The sequence below is a fragment of the Viridibacillus soli genome (genome assembly GCF_016612995.1).
Lineage (GTDB): Bacteria > Bacillota > Bacilli > Bacillales_A > Planococcaceae > Viridibacillus > Viridibacillus soli.
In genome coordinates this window covers 32,404-58,902 of record NZ_JAEOAH010000007.1, presented here as the reverse complement: position 1 = coordinate 58,902, position 26,499 = coordinate 32,404, and the positions used below count along the sequence as shown (strand labels likewise).

The following is a 26,499-nucleotide window of genomic DNA, read 5'->3' as shown; positions in this document are numbered from 1 at the left end:
TCTGATAGGATATAATATATAGATAAATTGATAGTTGGAGAGGTAATTCATGAAAAAATTTATATATGTTATTGTATTCTTTTCTTTTTTCGATTTGTTTACGCAACTACCTGTTATGAGTACATTTGCTGAATCACTTGGTGCATCTGCCTTTGTAACAGGCTTAGCAGTCGGTATGTATTCATTGTCTAATACATTTGGCAATATCATTTCAGGGTTTCTAACGGATCGCCGGGGTCCATTTGCTATCTTGATAATTGGATTATTTACTACCGGGTTTGCTTTAGCTCTTTATATGTTCGCTGAAAATCCAACAATGCTCTTAGCTGTACGTTTCATCCACGGCTTAGTGGCTGGCTTGATTGTACCAGCGGCATTTACTTTTTTAGCAAATGAAACAGAACAAGAAAAACGTGGTAAGAGCAGTGCAATTTCAGGTGCATTCGTTGGAATCGCAGCGATTACAGGCCCTGCTTTTAGCGGAATTTTAGCTAGCCGGACAAGCGTACCATTTGTTTTTAATATTACTGCTACTTGTATGCTTGTTCTCGCTGTATTAGCTTTCTTTATTTTAAAATCAAGTCAGTTTAAGGGTAGTTCAACTAGTAACGGCCATGTTCCGATTCGAGCTTTTTTCAAAAATGCAGGTACGCTTAAGGCATTTTCAGGAGCATTTTTCCTTATGTTTTCTCAAGGTGCCATTGCTTATTTGCTACCATTAAAGGTGCAGGAATTAGGATTTGATTCACGTTTAAGTGGTACTTTAATGAGTGCATTTGGAATTGTGGCTGTGCTTGTGTTCCTATTACCGACAAATCGAATTTTCGATAAAGTTTCTCCTATTAAGACATTGGCATTTGGCATTAGCTTAATGGGTGTGAGCCAACTGTTAATAAGTCAGGCATATTCAAGCACGTTTCTTTATATAGCGATGGCTTGTTATGGCATTGGTTTTGCCTTTTTATTTCCTTCGTTGAATTCTTTGTTGATAGATTCTACGACTGTTGAAGTGCGCGGCAAAGCTTATGGCTACTTCTATGCGTTCTTTTCCATGGGTGTTGTAGTGGGATCATCACTGCTTGGCTGGTTGTCTTTTGGTATCACAGGCAGTTTTGTATTCACTGGAATACTATTGCTGTGCTTTGCTTGTGTTACTTTACTAAATAGAAAAGTCGCTTTAGCTTAATAGTTAGCCAGAGATTTCTATATCTCTGGTTTTTTTATGGGGTTTTTGGAGTGTGGCGAAGGTGATTGTTGCGCAAAGTCACTCGTTTGTTGCGGAACTAGGCTTGTTTGTTGCGCAAAGTCGCTTGTTTGTTGCGGAACTCCGCTCGTTTGTTATTTATCTAAATATTCACGTCCTAAAATAGATCGATTCCACAAGAAAATCCCCTCTGTCAGAAGACAAAGGGGATAACTTTTAATATCAATTTCTATCATTCCACCCGAAAAAATTTTTTCGTATTTTCATAGAGAGTTTCGGAAACCGCTTCAAACGATAGTTGTTTAATGGCAGCGATCTTTTCAAAAGAGGTTCTCATCATTTTTGGATGTGTCATTTCACCAAAGAAGTTCCCTTCAAATGGCCATGGCCCGTCTGTTTCTATCATCATTTGCTCTAATGGATATTGATGTACGAGTTGCTGAATTTCTTTTTCGTATAATACATCAGGTGTGATGGAGATGAAATAGCCATTCGAAATCATTCGCTTTACAACATGTTTATCCCCTTTAAACCAATGAAAGTGGGCAGAGGTAACTTTATATTTTTCTAATAAATCGCAAACTATTTCTGCATCCTCATATACGGCATGCAAAACAATTGGCTTATCTATTTCCGTCGCAAGGGAGATGAATTGTTCTAGTAAGTCGATATATGGTTGGTACTGTAGCCCTTTTTCTTTATTCCTATAATAAGGTAACCCAACTTCTCCTATTGCGACCATATGATCACGATTTTCTCTTATCCATTCAAATAAATGAATTTGGTCTTTTTCATCTATTAGGACTTGTTCTGGATGAAAACCGAAAGCAGGCAGAATACGCTTATCTTTTTTGGCTAAAGTTAGATTTTCTTTGCAGGATGCTAAGCTAGTCGATACTGAAATGAGATGCGAGATATTAAATAAGGACATTTCTTTTAATATAATCTCTCGCTGACTTTCAGCATATTGATCAAAATGGATGTGGGCATCTATCATCATTATCATTATCACTCACCTACTTTGATTTCATCTCTCAACAAATTGAAAAGTTTCTGCTTTAGTTGAAAAAATTCATTTGCATTCAAAAGACTTTCCTCTCTAGGTCTTGCAAAAGGAACTATTATTTCTTCCTTTATAGTAGCTGGCCGTTTCGTTAATATGTAAATTCGGTCTGCTAAAAATAAAGCTTCTTCAATGCTATGTGTGACGAACAAAATCGACTTTCGATTATCTTCCCATACAGAAAGCAGCCACTTTTGCATTTCAATTCTTGTAAATTCATCTAAAGCTGAGAATGGTTCATCCAGACATAGTAAGTTTTGCTTACTTAGTAACGCTCTTATAAAGGCTACTCGCTGCTTCATGCCACCTGATAATTCCATTGGATAGGCGTTTTGAAAATCTTGCAATCCTACTTTTTTTAACCATTCTTTTGCTTCTTCATAATTTGGCTTTCCAGAAAGTTCTTGCACGAGTACGACATTTTCAATGACAGTTCGCCAAGGAAAAAGGGATGGTTGCTGTGGCATATAGCCAATCAGTCCCTTTTGTCCGTGAATTATGTTGTCATTCAACAAAATTGTACCTTCATCTGGACTAGTCATTCCTCCGATTAAGTTAAAGAGCGTACTCTTGCCGCTCCCTGATGGTCCGAGCAAAGCAACAAATTCACCTTCTTCTACATGCATTGATATATCGTTCAATACTCGTGTTTTGGCAAAAGACTTTTCTATATGATTCATCTTAAGTAACATTGTTTTCACCTCTCCATTTTGCCTTTAATAACTATTCTTTCAACCATACGTAGTAAGCCAAAAATAAGGATGCTTAATAGCATGATAGTGAAAATGGCAACAAACACACGATCCGTGCGGAATGAAGACTGTGATAATGTCATAAATACGCCAATTCCTTGTTTCGCACCTAACCACTCGGAAATGACTGCCCCCATGACACTATATGTTGCTGAAATTTTCAGCCCCGAAAATAATGAAGGGAGAGAATGTGGTAATTCGAGTTTCCAAAATAATTGACTTTTCGATGCCCCTGCCATTTCCATATAATATTTGAGCTCAGAAGCGGTATTTTTAAAACCATCTAATGCTGCTACAACGATCGGGAAAAAGCATACTAAGCCTATAATAATCAATTTTGGCATTAAACCAAAGCCGAACCAAATAATTAGTAGTGGCGCTAATACGATAATGGGGATATTTTGCGACAGAATGAGTAATGGATAGACCATTTTCTGAACGAATGGCATCATATGTAATAGTACTGCTATGATAAAACCAACGAGACTTCCAATCGTCAATCCTAGTAGCGCCAACTGAATTGTTGAAAAAATATCAGTAGAAAAACTAGGGATTACTTTTATCGCTTCTGAAAAAACTGCTATTGGGGCAGGTAATAGCCAGCCTGGCACTTCATTTACCTTAACTAGTAATTCCCAACTACATAAAATGAAAAGGAGCAGAAAAATTGCTCCTCCTTTTTCACGAACCCATTTCATTATCTGTATTTCTCCGTTAATGTGCCCATTGTGATACCAGTTGGTTGGTAAAGCATTTTTACTTGTGTAATCACGTTGATACTACCAAGTTCGATCATCTTTTCATTCATCTTTTGAATAATTTCTAACAGCTCAGAAAGCTCCCCTTCCATTGTTGTCTCAAGGGGATGTACTTCATATTTCACACCAGCATCGTCGATAATTTTAATCGCTGCATCTACAAGCGGAATAACATCCTCATACGTTTTTGTTTTAGGTATAATTTGTACACTGATTAATGAATTAGCCATCTTTCTCTCCCCCTTATTGTGGTAAAAACTCATTTGTAAATGCTTTTTTTGCATCGAATTTTCCTTCTAGTACTTCTTGTTCAGTCATCCAATTTGCATATTCTTCCCATACTTCAACCTTCTGCTCTCCCCATTGCTTGGCATCATCTTGATATCTACTAGCCAACCACTTTTGACTTTTCCTTACTAACTCTTCATCTAATACCGGTTCAGCTTTCAGTAAAATATCCGCTGCCTTTTCTGAATCATTTATAGCAAATTCATACCCTTGTGATGCTGCTTTGACAAAAGCTTTGACCGTATCTGGGTTGCTCTTTATCAGTTTTTCATTAGTTGCTAGAACAGGCGTATAGTTATCTAGTTTTTCACTATAATCCGTTAAATAAAGCATATTGATCTTCTCTCCACGCAATTCGGCTTCAACACCTGTCCATGCATAGTAAATCCAAGCGAAGTCCACATCTTTTTTTACCATTGTAAAGAAGTCGGCATCTCCTGCATTAATAATATCCAGCTTATTACTATCCGCATTTTCAATTTTCATTAAAGAACTAAGTATGGCCTTTTCAATGGGTGAACCCCAACCTCCGTAAGTTTTTCCTTCGAAGTCTTTCGGCGATTTAATATTTTTGTCAACTGGCGATGCAAAACCAGACGTATTATGTTGGATAATCGCAGCGATTGATACAAGTGGAACCTCTTGTACACGTGCTTGTGTAATAGATTCTTGCGTACTAATCCCGAATTCTGCTTTTCCAGAAGCCACTAGTTGATCTGCCCCAGTCTCACCTGGTTGAATAATATCAACATCCAATCCTTGTTTTTCAAAGAAGCCCTGTTCCTTTGCTACATACAAGCCTGTATGGTTTGTGTTTGGAGTCCAATCTAACACAACAGTGACTTTGGTTAATTCATCACTATTTTCTTTTGACTCCTGCGATTGGCAACCAACTAAAGCCAGTAAAGCTACAAGTAGCAACATGCATTTTTTCATTTCACTTGCCCCCATCTAAAATGTTTTGACAAGTTCCATATAAAAAAAGAAAAACGCCCGGAACTATTCCGGACGTTAACATACATTCTAAAAAACAGTGGCACTCAAGTTTTTAGCTGATGTTCCCTCCGCTGGTGTTAGCCAGATCAGGTTCTAAGGGTCAGCATCTAACGGATACATTCTCAGCTGGCAACACCAGCCCCCCCACATTTTTTCACATATGAACTTTTCCCCCTTATTATAACAAACAATTGGATAATTCCAATGTTTTTTTCCGTGAGGGTGTTTTGGCGTTTGTTGTGGAACTTGGTGTGTTTGTTGCGGGACTTGGTGTGTTTGTTGCGCAACTCCATGCGTTTGTTGCGCAACTCGCCCCGTTTGTTGCGCAACTCGCCCCGTTTGTTGCGCAACTCGCCCCGTTTGTTGCGCAACTCGCCCCGTTTGTTGCGCAACTCGCCCCGTTTGTTATTTTTCTAAATATTCACGTCTTAAATTATTTGATTATATGCAATTAATCAATTATCTAAGGTTAGTTTGAAGCTAAATCTTCTCCAAAGATGGATACGGTTTGGCGATCTGGTACGAATTCATGTCCGTTCCATTTTAATACATTTTCCACATAGCCTAATCCATCTGCATGGTATCTGCCCGCGATTTCTTGGAATGCCATCAGTTCATAGGTACCGTCCCTCTCGAAATCAATGGGATAGAGACCACCAATAGGATCAACCCACCCTTGGATTGGCTCTTTAAGCGTTCCATCTTTGTTATAGATTTCAGACAAATATTCCTTGCCTTTATACATTAAATCTAATATATATTTCTTCTTGGGATTAGAGCTTAAGACATTTACTTTGTAGTAATTTTGATAATTGACATCGTATTTGAAGCGCTCATTATATGCATCTGCATCAAATATTTGTCGCATTTTTCCATTCAAAAATGAAAATATATATGCGAAAATTATACCGCCACTGCCCCCTGAATCTATGACTACCAAAATGTCATCTACATGATCTCCTGTAAAATCACCAAGAAATAAAGTAGGATTATAGCCCCCATTTTCTTTCAAGGGAAATTTCTCATATAAATTGAGTTTTTTATTAGAAACTACAAGGCTAATATTTTTCCAGTAAGGGCTCCCCTTGGTCATATCGCCAGTTAGATAGATAGTGTCAATCGAGCCATCCCCCGTTACATCACCATTTTTTCTAACTATTATAGTTGGATTTTTCGGCTTTCTACTTTTTAATTCACGCATAATTTGATTTCTTTTTTCTACTAACTTTTCTTTAGACGGATATGGAGCATTAAATGACAAAGCTTTATTAAGCGAAATTAATGCCCGATCTAATTTCCCTGACTTCATCTGAGCATCCGATAAATAATACCAATAAAAGGGGAAATTGTTCCTTTGCAATAGCTCTTTATAATAAGCCGCTACTTTTTTAAAATAATATGGATAGACATCTTTTGCTCGCACTAGTCCCATTCCTTTATAACGATAAACGGTTACTTTATAGGCATCTCCGGTATCATGAATCCAAATCGCAAGTTCGTATTTGCCATCCTGTCCATGTATACCAGGCATATCTTCAACTTGCAATTTACTGTAAACCATATTATTCGTAGGTAAATGGACAAAGCCATTTCTCGTCCATTGCAGTAGATTTAATTCTGACCATATACTACCTATTTGCCAACCGACAATTAGGGTGTTCATCCCTTTATCTGTGATTGGTACGGCCAACAAATCCGATATCCCATACCCGCTTCCTTCTATACGCGCTAGCGGAAACCACTGATTATTAACGTTTTTTAATATTATAATATAATTTTTTCCTAGATAAATGTATGCCGCAATTAATTCTTCAACATGATCCCCATCTATATCTGCCAGCAAAATAGCCGCTCTCTTTTCGGGTTGCTGCAGTTCCAAAATTGTTGCTGTAGGTGGTAAAAATTTCTTCAGCACATTCACATAATCAAACATTGTACACCCGACCCCTTTCTCAATTATCCTATGCGGCTAATTGAAGGGTTCATGTTTTTTTGTTAAGCTTATTTCTTTGTAAAAATTTTTGCCGGTAATCGGGTGTTTGTTGCTCATCTGAATATTTATGTTTTTAGAACAAAAAAATCCCCTGACTCGCCGGAATCAGGGGATTAATTGTTAGTACAAACGTGAAATTCAATTTTGTTGGGGTGATTGAGGTCTTCTATTCTTCGCTAGCGAAAGCCTTGATTCCAGTGATGGCCTTGATCCCAGTTATGACCTGGGCGCCAAGTATTCCATTGTTGACCTGGGAACCATGGATTCCATTGTTGCCACGGATTCCACGGATTCCATCGATTCCATTGATTCCAGTTATGCCCTTGATTCCAGTTATGCCCTTGGTTCCATTGACCACCTGGGAATCCTTGGTGTCCATGCTGCATAAAGCCGTCCTGCCCATGAAAAGGTTGAACCATTCAATTTCACTCCTTTTTTATCATTCTGTATAGAATATGTAAAAGTGAACAAATTGGGTTGGGATAAAAATAAAAAAATGAGAAATTATTTACTTAGACTTTTATCAATTCTTTAATATGCTTCTTTTTTGTTTGGATGGCTGGTGTCGTAGAAGAGTTTCATCCATAAGATAGTTAGTGTCAATATAAGCATCCTTTCACTTCACTTTTTTTGCTTCACCATATTCACATAATTGCTCATTGTTGAACCAGCATTATTAAAATTTACTGCGAATATTTGTTGGGGCGTTTAGTTGTGAAGGAATTCCACGATAACAGGATTGCAATACTAACTTATTATCTGTTATCCAGGTGAATATTCGAGTCTTAAGGAAGCCCCATATCTCCAAAGAGATATGGGGCAAAATTGTGTTAATCTTTCGATTGTGTATGCATTTCCTTTTCCTTCTCAAGATTAATGAACAATTTACCTGTAGCTTTTTTGCGTGTTTCATTTTTGAAGCTGTCAACGGCTTTTACTTCAATAACCGCTCCATCTGCTACAGTTCCAGCTGGTACCGTCCAATAACCTACGTAGTGACCATCTGATTCTTCGGTCATAGGCAATTCCGTTGCATTTCGAGTTGGATTGTTGACATTTGTTAATGGCATATGGATGACAAATGTTGCCTTCAATCCTGGTGCACTGTCAAATTCAATTTTGACACTTTTACCTGTTTCCAAGTAAAGGTCTTCTACTGGTGTTAAGTTTTCAATGCCAGCTGCATCGTAGTTTGCAGTGACGGTAATTTTCTTCGTTACTTTGTTGTTTGCTTTATCGCTAGCTACCACTTCGATTTCATTTGCACCTTTATCTAGAAGAATACGTTTTGAAAATTTCCCGTCGACTACTGGTGCATCATTACCATTTACACGAACCCAGTCGAGATTTGCATCTTCGACAGTACCTTCAACTGTCACTGACTCACGATTTGTTTTATCTCCATCTAGCGGACTTTCAATTTTCAATTCAGGTTTCATTGTGTCTAAAATAACAGTGACCGCTTCAGATTTCCCTATCGCTTTGTTATCTAGGGTTGCCTCTGCAATAAATTTATTTGCACCCTCTGATAATTTAGCATCAATTGAGAATTTACCATCTGCTCCAACGACAGCAGTTCCCACTTCTTTATCATTTTGTTTTAATTTGATAGTTGCTGTTGGTGTAGCTGTTCCTTCAATTTTAGTCATTGCTTCATTTGTAACAAAATTAGCTGCTGGTGAAGTAATGACTAGCCCCTGTACTTCATAGCTTACACGGGCACGAATCATGTAGTTACCCTCTTCTGCTGGTGAAGGTGACCAAGCATCAGAAACACCTTGATAACTTCTGCCAGCATTTTTTCCACTTTCATCCGTTGCAAGACCTGGCGTATTCGGACTTGCTAACGTTTGGCGATAAACCATGTAGAAGTCGCCGTTTACAATAATATTATGTTCACTTAGATCTACGACTGTCCACTCGCCGTTACGTAAAGCCGTTGCATCAATAGGACCTGCTAGTTTTTTACCAGGCGTACCTTGTGCACCTGTTGCATCCCAAACTTCAACTGCAAACGCTGTTCCACCAGGGACTGGCCATTCAGTATCCCAGAATCGGAATACACCATCTGTTACAACTCCACTTCCTTTCCCTTCAGGAAGAGACATTTTCACTGCCCATGCGTTACCTGCCGCATTAAATGCATGTGCATTTTCAGCTGTTCCATCATCATAACCAATTTCACCACCTGGATACGTGTGGAATGGTTTAAGCTCGAAATCTTGTTTAGTTGCTTGTTGGCCTATTTTAATGGCTGTTTCTTGGCCAGAATAACCTCGGGCGATTACTTTTAATGTATAGTCGCCTTCGTATGCAGTTAGTGAATAGTTTCCTTCCGCATCTGTCACTACAGGTTTAATATTTGCATCTTCAACGATTAGGATAGTTGCTCCTGCTATGCCCTCACCTGTTGATTTGTCAATTATTTTACCACTCACTGCATTTTGTGCCACTTCTTTTAATGTGAAATTTGCAGTAGACGTTCCATCTGCTTTAACTGATACAGACTGTTGTTTAGACGTGAATCCATACGCCTCTGCTTTCGCAGTGAATGTGCCTGCACCATGTGTTAATGAATATGAACCATCAGCAGGATTTGAATAAACTGAACGGCCCGATTCAAGAATACTTACTTGTGCACCTAAAGGTAGAAGCGTAGGATTTACAACAACTTCTTCTACTGACTGTTTTTCTTCTACAGGCAATACAGGTCGAATGGTCTTAGGGTCAATTGACTCTTTCTTAGAATCTTTATCTTGGCTCTTTCCTAAATCACCTTTGATGCTATCGTTACTGTTATTTTCATTCGTACCTTTGTTTTTATCCTTACCTTTAGAGACTTTACCAGTATGCGAGACATCAACAAGTGCGATATCATCAATATACCAGCCTTCTTTATTGATACTGCCATCAGAAAAAGCGTTGAATCCAATATAAATACGTTGACCTGCGTAAGCAGATAAGTCAACTTCTGCATTAATCCATCCGTTTGAAGCTCCTTGCACTTTCATTAGTTGAGTCCATTCTACTCGATCTCTCGAAACAAAGACATGACCGTAATCCCAAGCACGTCCAGTTGAAGCTGCTTCAAAATTATGCCATTGTTTGAACTGCAAATAGGAATTTCCTTCTGGTAGATTCACTGGAGGCATCACTAATGTAGCGTTCATTTGGCTGTCATAATTACCAGCTAAATTTGTTGCATACACTTTTTCACCAGATGAGGCTTTGCCTGGACCTGAAGTTGGTACACCCCATTCCCAGCTATTCTTATTGCCAAATGAAGTCCAGCCAATAGGTTGTTTTTCTAAATTTTCAAAGTAACCGACTGTGATGCCCGGCTTTACTTGAATTACATACTCTTCACTACTTACTTCGTTGTTACCAAAGTCGTTGATCGTCCATTTGTACGTGAATGAATTACCTTCGATCACTTCACCAGGGATAGTAACCCCAAATTCCGCTGATTTATGATCTCCTGATTTGCGAGTTGCAGTAATCTCTTTCCATGCACCTTTCGTATCTTTGTAGTTTAAGATAACAGTTGCAATACTAATGTTGTCCGTTACTGAAGCCGTTAGATCAAGATTCATCCCTGCAAATATCTCTTCAGGAACTTTATGCTTTAGTACTGGAGCCTCATTGTCATCACCTTGTTTTGTCACTTGACCTTTTAGCGTACCTAATCCAGTCATAACTGAAGAAACAGCAGCATTGGCATCCACTAGTCCGTAACCATATCCATGATTAGGTGATTGTGGATATTGAGAGTCAGTTAATGGTATAGCTGTATCTAGTAAAATCTGTTCCATCTGATCAACAGTTAAGTTCGCATTAACTTGACGAAGCAATGCTGCAACACCCGATATTGCTGGACCCGCCATGGATGTCCCGTTCCACCCACCTTCATATCCACTACCCGGCACAGATGAACGAATGTTCACACCAGGTGCTGAAATGTCTGGCTTAATCTGATCATATGGCGATGGTCCACGAAGCGAGAAGCTTCCCACTTTGTTATTAATATCCGTTGCGCCAGTTGCAAACGCCTCAGGATAGTTTGCTGGTGCTGCAACAGATCCTGGGCCACCTGGGTTCGTCGGCGTCGTGTTTCCTGCAGAGAACTCTGGGAAAATTTCGGCAGCACGCCAATTGCGAACTACATCTCTGTACCACTCATCAAGTCCAGCACCGCCTCCCCAAGAATTGTTTACAATATCTGGAGCCATATCAACACGTGCATTTCCATTTGAGTCAGTTGGTGCTAGAATCCATTGTGCAGCTGCCAAAAGGTCAGTATCTTCCCCACCTGTGGAAGTAAACGCTTTTACTGAAATATATTTTGCACCAGGTGCAACGCCTACTTGGTTAGCTCCATTTGGTTCACCACCAACCATTGTTCCTGTTACGTGCGTACCGTGACCAACATCATCAAACGGTGTATTACGACCACTTGTTGCATCAAACCAGTTGAAGTCATGAGAAACTTGTCCCGTTGATGTATTAAAACCACGATATTTTTGCTTTAGAGCTGGGTGATCCCATTGCACACCAGTATCAATACTGGCTACCACTGTTCCTGCTCCATCAATCCCCTTTTCCCAAACTTTAGGAGCTTTCACACGTTCAACGTTCCACTCAACACTTGCAGTTTTGGCTTTAGGAACAACTTCATTTTTGGTTTTCGTCGTAAATAACTGGCGGGTCTCATTTGGTAATACTTTTTCTACTTCTTCAAATGTCGCTACTTTTTCAGCAATTTCTTTTGTTGCAGTTACAGCTACCCCATTTACAATATAGTAAGATATGATGTCTTTAGCATTCCCTTTTGCCTCTTCCTTTTCAAGGTATTCCATAACTGTCTCCTGTGATTCAAGTGAAGTTGCCTTTAAGTCAGATACTACAGCAGAACGTTGAAAGAGCTTAGCTTGATGGGCTGACATATTATCCGCTTTAGCATTTCCCCTAGCTTCACCAGCTACTTTTTTTGCAGAAGATTTTTCTTTGAATTTGATTAAGAATGTTACTTTTTCATCATTTTTAAAATTATTGAGTAATCGATCGCTTAGCTTATCTTTCACCAGAACTGTATTAGAACTTGAATCTCTGAATGATTGGTGAAGTTTACTTGTTGCTTTTGCACTAGCTACATTTGGTGCAACTAAAGAAACCGCCATGAGTACAGATGCAGCAATACTAAATGCTTTGAGTGAACCACTTCTTTTTCTCATCTTCATTCCTCCCTCTCATTTTATAAAGATATTAGTTCCTTGCTAGAAGCCAACAGTCTTTTAAAAAGCTCAAAAGACCAAAGAAAAACACCTTTGCCTCCTCTCCTAAAAAGACATTTAGGTAAACAGAATCAATGGTGCCGAACAGTATCTCTAGTTGTAACTACAACTATATAACAACTCAATTGCAAATTTTGTCTATTTTTATACTGAATTATCAGAATTTTCTAAAATGATAATTTTGTACTATCAAATAATGTGTCATTAGTACTAAAAATGTAATTTTTATATACTTAAAGAAAGGGTATTAGAGTGATTGAAACCGTTGATACTATTAATATATCAAGAGATTAACTAATTTATAATAAATTCATTAGATTTTCTTATTTTATAAAAAAACACCTAAATACACCTACTAAATCAAAAAGAGAGTAATTTAACTATTCAATTTTAAATGCATACAATAAAACTTTAGTACTAATATTCATTATTGATAAAACCCTAAAAAAAACTTTCAAGATGCACTTTCTTCTTATTAAACAAAGGGCTAATTTGAATCATCCTTTTTTAATAGTTATTATTTTTTTCTTTTTAATTCTTACATTAATTTTTAAAAAAGGTAATTATTAATCACTTTCTATAGCAGGTCTATTTCACTATCTTTATTAAAGTTCTATTTAGACTGTTTACCCATCAACTTCTTCTCTTTAGAATAAGCTAGTATAGATTCACTTTGAACTTATTAGGTGTGTTTATTAACCATTTTTAACCATCACCATTAAAGTGGGAATCAACTAAAAAATGGAATTACATATATTAGTATTGAACATAAAAACCATTTTAACGGTAAATAACAACACAATATTCCCCTATTCAACACACCTAAGAAACTATATTACTTATGCCAATTCGCTTCTTAAAGATTTTATAAAATCCCTATTCCCAGGAATCATGGATGAGTTATTGCACTAATTCGGCTGATTGTTGTGCTAACTGCATTGATTGTAATTTAGTAGCATATCTATAGCTTAAGCGCATAAAAAAATCCCCCAATTTGAAAATCAGGGGGATAAATTGTATTAATTATTCAAACGAAAATGAGATTCATAGTTTTTCGGCTGCTTGGCATTAAATTACTTCGAAATATCTACAATTCGACCTTCTGTAGTTGGGTTAATTTCTTTTAGTGATGTTAAATGCTCTGCTAGGTTTTCCCAATCTGAGAGGCCTAGATCTGTTACGCGGCCTTCTGCGTATGCTTTGGCAAAGATATCGTAGCCATCTCCACCTTTGGCTGTGAAGGCGTTAGTTGCTACTGTGTAGCTTTCGCTGTCTTGGATCGCAGTGTAATTGCCACTTGCATTTTTATACTTAATAGAAACTACACGTTGGCCTACTGGTTTGCTTGAGTCAAATTCCACTTTAGCACCAGATACGTGAAGGAAGCCACCGCTTTCTGCCGGATACTCTTTAAAACTTGTTTCGAATCCTAGTTTTAAATCAGCACCTGTTAGTGTCATTGTTGCTAATGTATTACCAAATGGTAGTACTGTTATCACTTCGCCTACAGTAATTTCACCTGCGTCAATTCCTGCTCGAATGCCACCACCATTTTGAAGCGCCATAATAACATCTTTATTTTTAGCTTTTGCTTTATTTAGCATACCGTCAGTTATGATGTTACCAAGTGCTGTTTCATTGCTACGTACACTAATATTACCCGCTTCTGAATTTGTTTTTCTTGGGTTTGTCAGTTCACTTTTTGCTACTGCACCAATTGGTTTACTATTTACTTCTACGAGTTTATCAGAATATGTTTTTAATATCGCAGCTGCTTCTGGATCCGCTGCTACAGGTTCTAAATCGATGAGCTTACCATTTGATTTGACTACTGTACCTTTATCATCAAACTCTACATCTAACGTGCCTAAAAAATCGCTATATTGGTAGGCTTGGACAATTACAGTTGGATCTTTTTTCTGTTTGTTGATATCTTGATCTACAATAACGGGTTCAGCTAATTTTGTATGGCTATGTCCACCAACGATAACGTCAATGCCTTTTACTGTTGCTGCTAATGTTAAATCATTATCTACTTCCGCATTGTCATCAAAACCAATATGTGTTAGCGCAATAATTTTATCGACGCCTTGACCTTCAAAGGCTTTTACTGCTTTTTCAGCCGCTGCAATATAATTTTCAAAGACTATGCTTCCGGGACTCGCAATATCTGCTGTTTCTTCAGTTGTTAAACCGAAAATCCCTACTTTTTCTCCATTAATTACTTTAACAATACCATTATAAATCTTTCCTTTTTCGGGTTCACTTGAAATTAAATCTGTAAATAGACCTGCAAATCGCTGATCCGCTGAGAAATCCACGTTTGCGCTAATGAATGGAAAGTTTGCTCCTTTGATGAAGTCTGCTAATGCTTGATGCCCTTCTGGACTTGAGCCTAAATCAAACTCATGATTACCAAAAGTCATAGCATCATAACCCATTAAATTCATCAATTTTAGGTCTGCTTGTCCTTTAAATTCATTGAAATATAGTGTTCCACTGAATACATCACCTGCATCAAGTAGTAATGCATTTGGGTTTTTGGCTCTAATATTTTTGATAGCAGTTGTTCTTTTTGCCGCCTTGTCTAAATGCGCATGCGTGTCATTTGTATGCATGATTGATAATGAGAAGTTCTTTTCTACGCCATTAACTACTGTAATTTCTTTGCCGTCAGGTGTTGTGATATTGCCGTTCGCAATCATAGAATCTTTATACCAGATGTCTTTGTATTGAATGACACCTGTATTTAGCTTGTCACCGTTATATAACTTTTCTTTATATAGAGCTAAGCCTACATTTAGCTTGTCACTGTTATATAATTTTTCTTTATATAACGCTAAGCCAACATTTAACTTACCTTTAACAAAGTAACGCCCAGTTTTTTCTGCAACCCCTGTTAATGGTTTACCTTGCACATAATAAGTGCGTTTTGCTCCGTCACCATACCAACCTGTGCTGAGTTTACCTTTTTTAAAGTATCGACCCGTACTGGCACCGATTCCTGTTAGCGGTTTACCCTTCACATAATAGGTGCGAGCGTCGCCTTTACCATACCAACCTGTCGCTACTTTTCCTGCTTTATAATAAGTATTGTTTTTCACGCCTGTAAAAGCTTTACCTTTTGAGTAATATACACCTTTGTATTTAGCAGTACCCTTTTTACCACTTTTATAATAAATGCCGCCTTTTAATCCCGTATATAGCTTACCGTCTTTGTAAAGTTTACTGTTATATTGCTTATAGCCTTTCACCGATTTACCCGTTTTTTTTACTATTAATTTACTATTAGAAACTTGATACTTTGAAGATGCCGCATCCACTGATTCCGTCGTAGCAAGAGATCCTATTAAAACTGTTGCTCCTAATATTAATGATGCAGCTGGTTTTACAAATTTATATGTATGTTTCGCCATTTAAACATCCTCCTAAGTTATCCTTCTATTGGTATTGTACAATCCTAAATCGATGACTCTACCTTCTACCATTATATATAAAATCATATAAATCTGTGAACTTAAATTCTTAATATTATTAAAATTTTATAAACCTGACATTTTACTACGAAATACGCTATGTAATCTAGTGGCTTTATTTATGTAAGATAATTCGTAAATTATCAAATAGTACCCCCATTTGAAGATCCGTAGTTTATTATTTTAGTGATTCGCATCGTAGCTATTATTAATAAAAATTATTTATCTTTGCCATCAATGGGTATAGGTAAATTAGCTTTTTGTCCGATTAGCCTAAAGAAACTATTTTTACACACTGCTTCTTTAACGGACTCCGAAAGAAGTCTTACGCGTTTAAATATCAAGGTGTAGTGCACTAGTGAAAGTGGTAGAGGAATATCGATTAGGCTCAGCGTAAAGTCTTGCGAAACAGAAACATACGTTCTATAATGAGGGGAGGTTGTCATTTAGAAAATCCCTACACCTAAATAGTCAATACTGCTATGGAAAACACTCATTAAAGCGAGGTGATTTGAAATGGCATTCATAGCACATTCTTTACATTACTAATAATATGCTTTGCTCAGAGGAGTTTAGGGATTTTTCAATTTTATTAGTGACTCATACAAATCACTCTCCATTGTCGATTTGACTCGAAATAACAATTGGATACTTACGAAGTAAAAAAATATTTCGACAAATTTTCCCTTTCCTATCACCTGTGGATAAAGTTATTCACATTATCCCCGCTGTATTATATAGAATAATCTGATATTTAAACAAGTTAATCACAGATTATCCACCAACTCCTGTGGGTAATTGACTGGTTGTTATGAACAAAACTATTTGTTAAATTAAGTGTGCAGATAGATAATCTATCAATATATTCTAACTTTTTTCTTATTAGAACACTGCTTGTATTAATTTGGAGGTGAATTCACGTATGAGTCAACTATCAGATGATTTATTAATCAAGGCTTATGTTACTGCAACAGTTATTGAGCTATGTCCTGATTTTATACACCTTTTAGAAAATGAGATTATGCGTCGCTCTCTATATTTAGTTTAAGCGGCTTAGCTGTATTTTAGAAACTATATCCATATACCACCTAAATGTTCACACTCGACTTTGACTCTTTAAGTAAAAAAATATCCCTCCATCAAAAGATGAAGGGTTTGAACCACATTGGTTTGTTTATAATTTATGAAACTCGTCTTAATCGACGTTCTAATACATTTCCGATACTTTGAATCAATTGTACAAAGGCCACTAAAATGATGACCGTTACTAAAATGGTTGTATTGTCGAAACGTTGATAGCCGTATGTAATGGCTACATCACCAATACCACCACCGCCTATAGCTCCTGCCATCGCCGTTGCGCCTATTAAACCAATTGTTGCTGTTGTGACACTTAAAATTAATGATGGAAATGCTTCTGGTAATAAGAATTTACGAATAATTTGAAACGGAGAGGCTCCCATTGCTTTTGCAGCTTCGATAATGCCATCGTCTACTTCTAATAATGAGTTTTCTATAAGGCGTGAAATATAAGGACCAATATGCAGAACTAAAGGGACAATTGCTGCAGTTGTGCCGATAGCACTTCCAACAATGAGGCGCGTTAGTGGAATAATGGCTACTAATAAAATGATAAATGGAATCGATCTAAAAATATTAACGATTGGATTTACGACTCCGAAGATGAATTTGTTTTGTAATATATGTCCTTTCCTTGTGACAACTAGCGTAACACCTAGTATAAATCCCAAAATTGCCCCGAAGAATAAAGAAATACTAACCATGTATAACGTTTCCCAAATCGCATCGATGATGATCTGTGAGCTCACCTTCATGAGTAGTCACCTCCTGTACTTTAATATTTTTACTTTTGATATACTCAAATGCACGAGCAATCTCAACTTCTTCGCCAATCAATTCAACAATCAAATTACCAAAAGGAGTGTTTTGTAGTTCCGTAATAGTACCAAATAATACGTTAACATCTACATCGAAGCGCTTAGCTACTTGCGAGACAATCGGCTGACCCGCATTTACACCGATGAAGTCCAATTTATACATACGTCCGCTATACTCGCTTTTTTGCAATTGTTCATAAACGGAATCTGGAATTTCATCGTGTACGACTGATTTCACAAAATTCTTTGCCGTCTCTGTTTTTGGTTTCGAGAAAATCTCAAATACATCACCTGTTTCAATGACTTCACCGTTTTGCATAACCGCTACACGGTTACAAATATCTCGAATTACTTCCATTTCATGCGTAATGATTAAGATCGTAATTTTATATTCTTCATTTATTCGTTTTAATAATTCTAGTATAGATTTTGTTGTTTGCGGATCAAGTGCTGAAGTCGCTTCATCGCATAATAAAATGGATGGTTGTGTTACCAATGCCCGAGCGATGCCAACTCGCTGCTTTTGGCCACCTGATAATTGATCAATATAGCTGTGGACTTTATCTTCTAAACCGACAAATTGTAATACTTCATTCACTCGCTTTTCAATTTCTTTTCGTTTTATTCGATCTAGTGAGAGCGGCATAGCGACATTATCGAATACGGTTTTTGAGTTTAAGAGATTAAAGTGTTGGAAGATCATCCCGATGTTCTTTTTTTCTTCACGTAATTTTTTCTTGCTGAGATTAACTAGATTTTTGCCATCTACGATTACTTCGCCTGAAGTAGGATACTCGAGCAAATTGACTGTACGAATTAGTGTACTTTTACCTGCACCACTAAAACCAATTACACCGAAGATATCCCCTTTATTAATCATTAAATTTACATCATATAAAGCTCTAACTGTATTGTTACCACTCTTAAACTCTTTCGTCGTATGTTTAAATTCAATCATGCACTCTAACTTCCCTTCTTTCAAAACGTCAGCCTAGAAGGCAGGAATAACTGCACCTTCATATTTTTCTTCAATGAATTTTTTCGTTTTATCACTTGTTAACCATTTCGCTAAAGTTTTTACAGCTTTGCTATCTTTATTATCTTTACGTGCTGTTAAAATGTTTGCGAAATCTGTATCTGTCCCTTCAAGAATTAGTGCATCATTATTCGGTACAAAGCCCGCTTCTAATGCATAGTTTGTAGCGATTGCTGCTGCATCTACATCTTCAACTGTACGATTTAACATTTCAGCTTGAACACCTATGAATTTTAAGTTTTTATCATTTTTTGTTATATCGTCTACAGTGTATGTGCCTTCTTTTTTAGCTAATTCAATTAGCCCATTGCTTGCAAACAGCTGTAATACACGAGAAAAATTTGCTGCATCACTTGATAGTGAAATTTTCGCACCCTCTTTTAATTCTTTAATATCTTTAATCTTAGTTGAGTACACACCAATTGGTTCAATATGTACATTTACTACACTGACTAAATCAATACCAGCTTCTTTATTAATTAACTCCATATAAGGTACGTGTTGAAAGTAGTTTACATCTAGATCACCTTGTGCAGTTTGTTCGTTCGTTTGACGACCCGAGTTAACCATTACATATTCTAGTTCCACGCCATCTTTCTTTAAGTCTTCCTTAATATGATCTAAGATTTCTGCATGCGGTTGTGGCACTGTTCCCACTTTCAATGTTGTTACTGCATCTGCCTTCTCTTTAGTACCTTCGTCTTTTGAACCACATGCAGCTAGAACCGTTAATACAACAATTGTTAATAAAAATAACGCCCACTTTTTCATGAATAAAATCTCCTTTTATGTATATATTTTCTGCAAATAAAAAAACCTCTTCTTACGAACAAAGAAGAGGTTTACTGCCAAGCTGCTACCTCTTCTCATCTCCCGAATGTTCTTCGTTGGAATTAGCACGGTGCTGATTATCAATCAGTCCGTTGCCGGGGGTGCACCGGGCCAGTCCCTTCCCCCCTCTGGATAAGAAGCTATACTTTTAATTCAATTAATCTTACTTGTATACTTGGTATTAGTCAATGAATTTTTCTGAAAAATAAAATTTTCAGTTTAATGATCGTGTAGGAATCAAATTGGTGGGGTGTTATTGAAAGTAGTGATCTAGTGCTCAAAGAAGCCTGTTTGTCGCCGAATTCGGGACGAGTGTTGTTCATCTGAATAGTCCTCTCTTAAAGATATAGAAAAACCCTAACCTCCGGAGAGATTAGGGTTTGTTCAAGCTAATGTGACAATGAAGCGATTTATTTAAAAATCATTGCTGCTTTTACTGCTTTTTGCCAGCCTTCATATAATCCTTCTCGTTTCTCTTGTTCCATTTCAGGTTGGAATGACTTGTCATTCTTCCAGTTCTCTGAAATTTCATTTCTATTTTCCCAATAGCCAACTGCTAACCCTGCTAAATAAGCTGCTCCGAGTGCCGTTGTTTCGTTGATCACTGGACGATCAACTTGAACATCTAATAAATCACTTTGGAATTGCATTAAGAAATTGTTTGCTACGGCTCCACCATCCACACGCAACGTTTTTAATGAAATGCCAGAATCTGCTTCCATTGCATCCAAAACATCTTTCGTTTGATATGCAAGCGATTCCAAAGTTGCACGTACAAAATGTTCTTTTGATGTTCCTCTAGTCAGTCCAAATATAGCTCCTCTAACATCACTATCCCAGTAAGGAGCCCCTAAACCAACAAATGCTGGAACTACATAGACGCCTTCTGTTGAAGTCACTTTTTCAGCATATAGCTCACTTTCAGTAGAGTTTCTTAACATTCTCATACCATCACGTAACCATTGAACTGCAGAACCAGCAACAAATATACTTCCTTCTAAAGCATATTCCACCTTACCATCAATTCCCCAAGCAATTGTTGTTAATAAACCATGTTCAGATTTAACAGCTTTGTCACCGGTGTTCATTAACATAAAGCAACCAGTACCATACGTATTTTTCACCATTCCACTTTCGAAGCAAGCTTGACCGAAAAGTGCTGCTTGTTGGTCTCCTGCAATGCCAGCAATCGGCGCTTCATATCCAAAGAAACAATCCTCCGCTGTATGTGCGTATATTTCTGAAGAAGGACGTACTTCAGGTAGCATAGAAGCAGGAACTCCTAAAATGTCTAGTAATTCTACATCCCACTTTAAGTCATAGATATTGTACATAAGCGTTCTAGATGCATTCGAATAATCAGTTACATGTCTCTTTCCGCCTGATAACTTCCAAACAAGCCATGTATCGATCGTACCGAATAATAAGTCGCCTCTTTCCGCCTTCTCACGTGCCCCTTCTACATTATCTAAAATCCATTTTATTTTTGTACCAGAGAAATAGGCATCTATTAATAAGCCTGTTTTATCACGGAATGTCTCCGCATGCCCTTGTGATTTTAATTGTTCGCATATTTCAGCTGTTTGGCGAGATTGCCAAACAATTGCGTTGTAAATAGGATCTCCTGTGTTTTTATCCCAAACAACAGTTGTTTCACGTTGATTTGTAATACCGATTCCGGCAATTTGCTCTGCTTTTATATTTTTCTCAGATAATACGCCAGCAATAACTGCCAAAATTGAACTCCAAATTTCATCCGCATTATGCTCTACCCATCCAGATTCCGGAAAATACTGCGTAAATTCTTGCTGTGAACTATGAAAAATTGCGCCTTCTTTATCGAATAAAATTGCACGAGAACTTGTTGTTCCTTGATCTAGTGCCAAAATATATTTCTCTGTCATATGATCTCCCCCAAGTTATGTTTTTTATAGTTTCTCAGCGTTTCCTTACTTAACCACTACTCCCCACTCTTTTTCAGGGTTAATTGCGCTCCTACAAGAATGGCAAGCGTTATCGCTCCTACTACCCAAAATGCTATGCTATTAACTCCTGTAAATACTTGTTGATAAAATAGTGCTCCAAATGCTCCACCGATGATTGGGCCAACAACTGGTACCCAAGCATAACTCCAGTCCGATGAACCTTTTCCATGGATAGGAAGGATGAAATGCGCAATTCTAGGGCCCAAATCACGTGCTGGATTAATGGCATATCCTGTTGTTCCCCCAAGTGATAAACCAATTGCCACAATAAGTGCCCCTACGATTAACGGGTTTAAACCTTCTGTAAACTCATTTGCACCTATCATAAGTAAACCAAGAAGTAAAATGAACGTTCCAATAATCTCACTTGTTAGATTTGAAAGTGGGTGACGAATCGCAGGTGCTGTAGCAAATACACCCAGTTTTGCGTCCGTATCTTTTGTTTCCTGCCAATGCGGTAAATATTGAAAATATACTATAACTGCTCCAATTATTGCCCCCATCATTTGTGCTAAAATATATCCTGGTACATCAGCCCATGGGAATTCACCAATAGATGCCATACCAATAGTTACTGCTGGATTTAAATGCGCCCCACTGAAATTCCCTACAGCATAGACCCCCATCGTAACTGCAAGACCCCATCCAACAGTAATAACGATCCAACCTGAACCTTCTGCTTTGGATTTTTTCAGTACGACACCACCAACAACTCCGGCCCCAAAGACGATTAAAATCATTGTACCAATTAATTCCCCTAAAAACGCTGTCATTTCTTTTCCCCCTTCTTTGTAAGCGGTTACGAAAAAGCAAAAAACTCCACATTTAATCACCCGCCTACGGCGGAGTGATAAAATGTGGAGCTCAAAACTCAACCACTGTTTGTTAACCTATCTGTATTCTATTAATCATTCTTACTATTGTCAATATATTTTATATTCTATAGGCGTTATAAATTTCTAACATAAGCATACAAGTTTTCAGCTGAACGCAGCCCATAGTTCAGCATTTGAAGTTGTTACTGCTTTTGCTCCAGCATTTAAGGCGTCTTGTACATGTTCCTCTGAACGGATTAATCCCCCACTAATAATCGAAATTCCTGTTCTAGCATGTACTTCGCTAATTAGTTGTGGAATCACTCCAGGTAGAATTTCTATAAAATCTGGTTTTGTTCGTTCGAGTAAAGAATAACTCTTTTCTAAAGCGATTGTATCCAGTAAAAACATCCGTTGAATGGCTATGATTCCTTTGGATTTTGCTTTCAAAATCATATTCGCCCGAGTCGAAATAATACCTGCTGGACAGATATCATTACAAAGAAATTCAGCTGCGTAGTCATCCGTTTTTAAACCTTGAATTAAATCTGCATGGATTATTAGTTTTTTACCGTGCTTATTAGCTTCTGCTTTAATTGACTTTAAATTACTTAAATGCACTTCAAGCAAAACAATATATTCAAACTGACTGTTTAACAACTGCTCTAACTGTTTTAGATTACGCATTGCTGGAAGAATTTTTTGATTATGAAAAGACATATCATTTCCCTCCCTTTTACACTATTTACTATTGTTTTAAATCATTAGCATCATATCTATAATACAGTAGTTGCACTAAGAATTTCTAGATTCAACTCTTCTTCATACTTTATTTTTTCCACTTCTGTCCAATTGAAAATAGATGACATTTCCGAAATAACTTGGTCCTTCCATTCATACACTGTTGCAATATTAAATAATAGTTGCCCCGTTCTTCTTATAAAGAAATCGGTAGGTTTGACAGCCATTTCATGATGAATTGCATACATTAACTGCATATATAATACTTGAGGGAGATTTTTGCTATTTTCTTTCAAGTACGAGAACACAACATCTACATTGGATCCATATAATTTTACAAGTTGTCTTGCCTCTTTTTCCTCTAAACCAATACTTTGCCCTTTTTTTACTTTTTCAATTACGAATTGTTGCATATTCGAAGAACCTCCAACTTCACCACCCGAAATTGGTAAGTTTCTCGTTAAACACGCCGTGAATTTCTGTTCACCGTCTAATTTTTTCACAACCATATTCACGACAGTCTCTGCCATTTTACGATAACCAGTTAACTTACCACCAGCAATTGTTATTAACCCACTTTCAGATTCCCAAATTTCATCTTTTCTCGAAATTTCAGATGGATTTTTACCATCCTCGTGAATTAATGGGCGAACACCGGCCCAACTAGATTCAATATCTTTTTCCAATACATTTATTTCGGGGAACATGTATTGAATCGCATTCAATATATAATGTCGATCTTCTTTGGATATGCTCATATCTTTTGGGTTACCTTTGAAAAAAGTATCTGTCGTTCCTACATACGTTTTTCCATCTCTTGGAATAGCAAATACCATTCTACCATCCGGCGTATCAAAATAAACCGCTTGGTCAAGTGGGAAAATAGATTGATTAAATACAAGATGGACACCTTTTGATAAGATTAAACTCTTGTTGCTTTTAGAGCCGTCTACTCCTCTTAAATCATCTACCCAAGGTCCTGTTGCATTCACGACTTTATTTGCTTGGACTTGAACGCTTTTTCCTGTGAGAACATCCACTATTGTCACTCCAGTTATTTCCTTCTGATCATTGTATATAAATTTATCAGCTTTCGCATAGTTCACGATAGATGCCCCTTTTTCAGAAGCAGCTTTTATTACTTCTATCGTTAAACGTGCATCATCTGTGCGGTATTCAACATACAAACCTCCGCCTAATAAACCTTCTTTTTTAACAAGTGGTGCTTTGCTAATCGTCTCTTCTTTAGAAAGCATTCGTCTTCTTTCTGCTTTCTTAACCCCTGCCAAAAAGTCATACACTCTTAATCCGAACGAGGTAGATACTTTCCCAAAAGTACCCCCTTTATGAAAAGGCAGTAACATCCACTCAGGTGTAGTAACATGCGGCCCATTTTCATATACAATTGCCCGTTCTTTCCCAAGTTCCGCTACTTCTTTAATCTCAAATTGTTTTAAATAGCGCAAACCTCCATGGACTAACTTAGTAGACCGACTAGATGTTCCAGAAGCAAAGTCTTGCATTTCCACAAGTGCAACCTTTAGACCACGTGTTACAGCATCTAGCGCAATACCTGCACCTGTAATACCTCCCCCAATGACAAGTAAATCAAATTGTTCCTTACCCATACCTTCTAGTGCTGCATTTCTTTCGACTGCTGAAAATTGAACCATTATTTTCCCTTCCTTTCCTTTTGAGGCAACAAAAAAGAGACCACAACGCACATCATTGCAAAAACGCAATAATGTCGTTAGGTCTCTCAGTAGCTCAAACCGTATCTATTAACTTATCCTCAGTTTATCACAGACAAACGATATTGTGAATTAATAAAAATGCTCAGCTGTGCAAAAGTGAATGGATTAGTAATTCTTTGATATTGGCTAATCCCTATCGCGCTAAGTAAAACCACCCTTTTTGTTCTATCTCAAATCAGGTGTGTTGATTAGGTTGTTATTTATCGTTAAAATGTTTTTTTATGTTCAATACTAACGTATGTTACTACATTTTTTAGTTGATTGTAGCGAAGGAAGCGGCTCGGTACTTGCCCGTGGAAGAAATCAACCTACCGCTTTAATGGTAATGGTTTAAATTGGTTAATCAACACGCCTGATCTCAAATGTTAAAACCTTTTTTTTGTTAGCCTTTCATCACAACTAATTCATAGAGAATCTCAAAAAAAGCATTATTTTGTATATTTACGAATTTAATCATTCCCCAACTCTCTTAAACCCTTATTTTCTAACAATTTTCCACATAAATTATCAGATTAAAATTTTTTCCAAGACAATTTCCTTTTAAAAGAAAACTCTTGCAATTTTAAATTTTGTGATATAATCACTTGGAATTTATTTCACAAATGATGGGGAGAGATTTTTTATGATATTACGTGACTTTTTTATGTATTTATCTGAAAACCGGACATTAAACGGGGCTGCTCAAAGATATGGATTGAAAATGGGGGCACAAAATGTTGTAGCCGGTACGAATATACAGGAAACAATTGAAAGCATTAAAGAATTAAATAAGCAGGGTATTTCTTGTACAGTGGATAACCTTGGTGAATTTGTTTTCGAAAAATCAGAGGCTACCGCTGCTAAAAATCAAATTTTAGAATTAATTCATGCCATTAATGACCATGAAGTAGATGCTCATATCTCTTTAAAACCATCGCAATTAGGTTTAGATATTGATCGTGACTTCTGCTATGAAAATTTAAAAGAAATTGTTGCATTAGCAGATCAATATGATACCTTCGTTAACTTTGATATGGAGGATTATGACCGTTTACACCCTTCTTTTGAATTGATGAAGCAACTAAACGATGAACATCAAAATGTTGGCACAGTTATCCAAGCATACTTCCATGAATCTGTGGAAAATATTGAGGAATATAAAAACTATCGTTTACGTATCGTAAAAGGTGCTTATAAAGAACCTGCAAATATTGCCTATCAAGATAAGGCTGAGATTGATAAAAATTATATTAAACTAATTGAATATCATTTACTAAATGGCAAATTCACTTCTATCGCAACACACGATCACCATGTCATTAATCATGTAAAACAATTTGTAAAAACTAATAATATTTCCAATGATAAATTTGAATTCCAAATGCTTTATGGTTTCCGTAAAGATATGCAACTACAATTAGCAAAAGAAGGCTATAACTTCTGTACGTATGTTCCATTTGGTCGTGATTGGTATGGCTACTTCATGCGTCGTTTAGCAGAACGTCCACAAAATTTAACACTTGTTACAAAACAAGTTTTCAATAAAAAAACAAATACTGCGATTGGTATAGCTGCATCTGCTTTCCTTGTAGGTCGTCTATCAAAACGTAAATAAAAAAAATCCCGCCTTTGCGGGATT

The 26,499-nt window shown here is 37.0% G+C and carries 20 protein-coding genes and 2 riboswitches; of the genes, 4 read left to right on the top strand and 16 right to left on the bottom strand.

What is annotated here, in order from left to right:
- The first annotated feature begins 49 nt into the window (after nucleotides 1-49).
- Nucleotides 50-1,186 (top strand): MFS transporter, encoded by a 1,137-nt coding sequence (locus tag JFL43_RS07930; RefSeq protein ID WP_200748597.1) that lies wholly within the window; start codon nucleotides 50-52, stop codon nucleotides 1,184-1,186.
- 250 nt (nucleotides 1,187-1,436) lie between these two features.
- Here JFL43_RS07930 and JFL43_RS07925 read toward each other — a convergent pair whose 3' ends face one another.
- The 5 genes from JFL43_RS07925 to JFL43_RS07905 are packed head-to-tail and all read right to left on the bottom strand — an operon-like array spanning nucleotide 1,437 to nucleotide 5,001.
- On the bottom strand, nucleotides 1,437-2,210 hold the full coding sequence (locus JFL43_RS07925; RefSeq protein WP_325166651.1) for a TatD family hydrolase: 774 nt from the start codon (nucleotides 2,208-2,210) through the stop codon (nucleotides 1,437-1,439).
- A 2-nt stretch (nucleotides 2,211-2,212) separates the two neighbouring features.
- The gene (locus JFL43_RS07920; RefSeq protein WP_234447663.1) at nucleotides 2,213-2,959 is read right to left on the bottom strand and encodes an ABC transporter ATP-binding protein; all 747 of its coding nucleotides are present in this window, start codon (nucleotides 2,957-2,959) and stop codon (nucleotides 2,213-2,215) included.
- A gap of 5 nt (nucleotides 2,960-2,964) precedes the next feature.
- Nucleotides 2,965-3,717, bottom strand: coding sequence for an ABC transporter permease (locus JFL43_RS07915; protein WP_200748596.1), 753 nt, complete (start codon nucleotides 3,715-3,717; stop codon nucleotides 2,965-2,967).
- Nucleotides 3,717-4,007, bottom strand: a complete 291-nt coding sequence (locus JFL43_RS07910) for a thiamine-binding protein (RefSeq protein WP_100794752.1) — start codon at nucleotides 4,005-4,007, stop codon at nucleotides 3,717-3,719. The genes JFL43_RS07915 and JFL43_RS07910 overlap by 1 nt, the downstream gene beginning before the upstream one ends.
- 13 nt (nucleotides 4,008-4,020) lie before the next feature.
- Nucleotides 4,021-5,001, bottom strand: coding sequence for an ABC transporter substrate-binding protein (locus JFL43_RS07905; RefSeq protein WP_200748595.1), 981 nt, complete (start codon nucleotides 4,999-5,001; stop codon nucleotides 4,021-4,023).
- A gap of 106 nt (nucleotides 5,002-5,107) precedes the next feature.
- A riboswitch (TPP riboswitch) is annotated at nucleotides 5,108-5,217 on the bottom strand.
- Nucleotides 5,218-5,288: 71 nt separating this feature from the next.
- Between JFL43_RS07905 and JFL43_RS07900 the strand changes: the two genes are divergently transcribed.
- Nucleotides 5,289-5,516, top strand: a complete 228-nt coding sequence (locus tag JFL43_RS07900; protein ID WP_200748594.1) for a hypothetical protein — start codon at nucleotides 5,289-5,291, stop codon at nucleotides 5,514-5,516.
- A 14-nt stretch (nucleotides 5,517-5,530) separates the two neighbouring features.
- Here JFL43_RS07900 and JFL43_RS23440 read toward each other — a convergent pair whose 3' ends face one another.
- The 4 genes from JFL43_RS23440 to JFL43_RS07880 form a co-directional block, all read right to left on the bottom strand.
- On the bottom strand, nucleotides 5,531-6,262 hold the full coding sequence (locus tag JFL43_RS23440) for a hypothetical protein (RefSeq protein WP_200748719.1): 732 nt from the start codon (nucleotides 6,260-6,262) through the stop codon (nucleotides 5,531-5,533).
- Nucleotides 6,263-7,230: 968 nt separating this feature from the next.
- The gene (locus tag JFL43_RS07890; protein ID WP_234447661.1) at nucleotides 7,231-7,473 is read right to left on the bottom strand and encodes a hypothetical protein; all 243 of its coding nucleotides are present in this window, start codon (nucleotides 7,471-7,473) and stop codon (nucleotides 7,231-7,233) included.
- 411 nt (nucleotides 7,474-7,884) lie between these two features.
- Nucleotides 7,885-12,285 carry a S8 family peptidase gene (locus JFL43_RS07885; protein ID WP_200748592.1) on the bottom strand — a complete coding sequence of 1,467 codons (4,401 nt, stop codon included), beginning with the start codon at nucleotides 12,283-12,285 and terminating at the stop codon, nucleotides 7,885-7,887.
- 1,133 nt (nucleotides 12,286-13,418) lie between these two features.
- The gene (locus JFL43_RS07880) at nucleotides 13,419-15,761 is read right to left on the bottom strand and encodes a bifunctional metallophosphatase/5'-nucleotidase (protein ID WP_200748591.1); all 2,343 of its coding nucleotides are present in this window, start codon (nucleotides 15,759-15,761) and stop codon (nucleotides 13,419-13,421) included.
- A 982-nt stretch (nucleotides 15,762-16,743) separates the two neighbouring features.
- Here JFL43_RS07880 and sda point away from each other — a divergent pair.
- Nucleotides 16,744-16,869, top strand: a complete 126-nt coding sequence (sda, locus tag JFL43_RS07875; protein WP_100794758.1) for a sporulation histidine kinase inhibitor Sda — start codon at nucleotides 16,744-16,746, stop codon at nucleotides 16,867-16,869.
- A gap of 133 nt (nucleotides 16,870-17,002) precedes the next feature.
- Here sda and JFL43_RS07870 read toward each other — a convergent pair whose 3' ends face one another.
- The 7 genes from JFL43_RS07870 to JFL43_RS07840 form a co-directional block, all read right to left on the bottom strand.
- On the bottom strand, nucleotides 17,003-17,656 hold the full coding sequence (locus JFL43_RS07870; protein WP_200748590.1) for a methionine ABC transporter permease: 654 nt from the start codon (nucleotides 17,654-17,656) through the stop codon (nucleotides 17,003-17,005).
- Nucleotides 17,598-18,677 carry a methionine ABC transporter ATP-binding protein gene (locus JFL43_RS07865; protein WP_200748589.1) on the bottom strand — a complete coding sequence of 360 codons (1,080 nt, stop codon included), beginning with the start codon at nucleotides 18,675-18,677 and terminating at the stop codon, nucleotides 17,598-17,600. Before JFL43_RS07865 ends, JFL43_RS07870 begins: the two co-directional genes overlap by 59 nt.
- Before the next feature lie 33 nt (nucleotides 18,678-18,710).
- Nucleotides 18,711-19,526: a MetQ/NlpA family ABC transporter substrate-binding protein gene (locus tag JFL43_RS07860; protein WP_200748588.1), complete on the bottom strand. Its 816-nt coding sequence runs from the start codon at nucleotides 19,524-19,526 to the stop codon at nucleotides 18,711-18,713.
- Between the two features lie 92 nt (nucleotides 19,527-19,618).
- Nucleotides 19,619-19,725, bottom strand: a riboswitch (SAM riboswitch).
- 271 nt (nucleotides 19,726-19,996) lie between these two features.
- Entirely contained in the window at nucleotides 19,997-21,490 is a 1,494-nt protein-coding gene (gene glpK, locus JFL43_RS07855; protein ID WP_200748587.1) for a glycerol kinase GlpK, read from the bottom strand.
- Nucleotides 21,491-21,546: 56 nt separating this feature from the next.
- Nucleotides 21,547-22,344: an MIP/aquaporin family protein gene (locus tag JFL43_RS07850; RefSeq protein ID WP_200748586.1), complete on the bottom strand. Its 798-nt coding sequence runs from the start codon at nucleotides 22,342-22,344 to the stop codon at nucleotides 21,547-21,549.
- A 207-nt stretch (nucleotides 22,345-22,551) separates the two neighbouring features.
- Nucleotides 22,552-23,106, bottom strand: coding sequence for a glycerol-3-phosphate responsive antiterminator (locus tag JFL43_RS07845; protein ID WP_100794764.1), 555 nt, complete (start codon nucleotides 23,104-23,106; stop codon nucleotides 22,552-22,554).
- A gap of 56 nt (nucleotides 23,107-23,162) precedes the next feature.
- A complete protein-coding gene (locus tag JFL43_RS07840; protein WP_200748585.1) occupies nucleotides 23,163-24,800 on the bottom strand; it encodes a glycerol-3-phosphate dehydrogenase/oxidase in 1,638 nt (545 codons plus the stop codon).
- Nucleotides 24,801-25,503: 703 nt separating this feature from the next.
- Here JFL43_RS07840 and JFL43_RS07835 point away from each other — a divergent pair.
- A complete protein-coding gene (locus tag JFL43_RS07835) occupies nucleotides 25,504-26,475 on the top strand; it encodes a proline dehydrogenase family protein (protein WP_200748584.1) in 972 nt (323 codons plus the stop codon).
- Nucleotides 26,476-26,499: the final 24 nt, after the last annotated feature.

What these genes read in the sequence shown, in the direction of transcription:
- JFL43_RS07930 (WP_200748597.1), top strand. Translation starts at nt 50, where the DNA reads ATGAAAAAATTTATATATGTTATTGTATTCTTTTCTTTTTTCGATTTG.
- JFL43_RS07925 (WP_325166651.1), bottom strand. Translation starts at nt 2,210, where the DNA reads ATGATAATGATGATAGATGCCCACATCCATTTTGATCAATATGCTGAA.
- JFL43_RS07920 (WP_234447663.1), bottom strand. Translation starts at nt 2,959, where the DNA reads ATGTTACTTAAGATGAATCATATAGAAAAGTCTTTTGCCAAAACACGA.
- JFL43_RS07915 (WP_200748596.1), bottom strand. Translation starts at nt 3,717, where the DNA reads ATGAAATGGGTTCGTGAAAAAGGAGGAGCAATTTTTCTGCTCCTTTTC.
- JFL43_RS07910 (WP_100794752.1), bottom strand. Translation starts at nt 4,007, where the DNA reads ATGGCTAATTCATTAATCAGTGTACAAATTATACCTAAAACAAAAACG.
- JFL43_RS07905 (WP_200748595.1), bottom strand. Translation starts at nt 5,001, where the DNA reads ATGAAAAAATGCATGTTGCTACTTGTAGCTTTACTGGCTTTAGTTGGT.
- JFL43_RS23440 (WP_200748719.1), bottom strand. Translation starts at nt 6,262, where the DNA reads ATGCGTGAATTAAAAAGTAGAAAGCCGAAAAATCCAACTATAATAGTT.
- JFL43_RS07890 (WP_234447661.1), bottom strand. Translation starts at nt 7,473, where the DNA reads ATGGTTCAACCTTTTCATGGGCAGGACGGCTTTATGCAGCATGGACAC.
- JFL43_RS07885 (WP_200748592.1), bottom strand. Translation starts at nt 12,285, where the DNA reads ATGAGAAAAAGAAGTGGTTCACTCAAAGCATTTAGTATTGCTGCATCT.
- JFL43_RS07880 (WP_200748591.1), bottom strand. Translation starts at nt 15,761, where the DNA reads ATGGCGAAACATACATATAAATTTGTAAAACCAGCTGCATCATTAATA.
- sda (WP_100794758.1), top strand. Translation starts at nt 16,744, where the DNA reads ATGAGTCAACTATCAGATGATTTATTAATCAAGGCTTATGTTACTGCA.
- JFL43_RS07870 (WP_200748590.1), bottom strand. Translation starts at nt 17,656, where the DNA reads ATGAAGGTGAGCTCACAGATCATCATCGATGCGATTTGGGAAACGTTA.
- JFL43_RS07865 (WP_200748589.1), bottom strand. Translation starts at nt 18,677, where the DNA reads ATGATTGAATTTAAACATACGACGAAAGAGTTTAAGAGTGGTAACAAT.
- JFL43_RS07860 (WP_200748588.1), bottom strand. Translation starts at nt 19,526, where the DNA reads ATGAAAAAGTGGGCGTTATTTTTATTAACAATTGTTGTATTAACGGTT.
- glpK (WP_200748587.1), bottom strand. Translation starts at nt 21,490, where the DNA reads ATGACAGAGAAATATATTTTGGCACTAGATCAAGGAACAACAAGTTCT.
- JFL43_RS07850 (WP_200748586.1), bottom strand. Translation starts at nt 22,344, where the DNA reads ATGACAGCGTTTTTAGGGGAATTAATTGGTACAATGATTTTAATCGTC.
- JFL43_RS07845 (WP_100794764.1), bottom strand. Translation starts at nt 23,106, where the DNA reads ATGTCTTTTCATAATCAAAAAATTCTTCCAGCAATGCGTAATCTAAAA.
- JFL43_RS07840 (WP_200748585.1), bottom strand. Translation starts at nt 24,800, where the DNA reads ATGGTTCAATTTTCAGCAGTCGAAAGAAATGCAGCACTAGAAGGTATG.
- JFL43_RS07835 (WP_200748584.1), top strand. Translation starts at nt 25,504, where the DNA reads ATGATATTACGTGACTTTTTTATGTATTTATCTGAAAACCGGACATTA.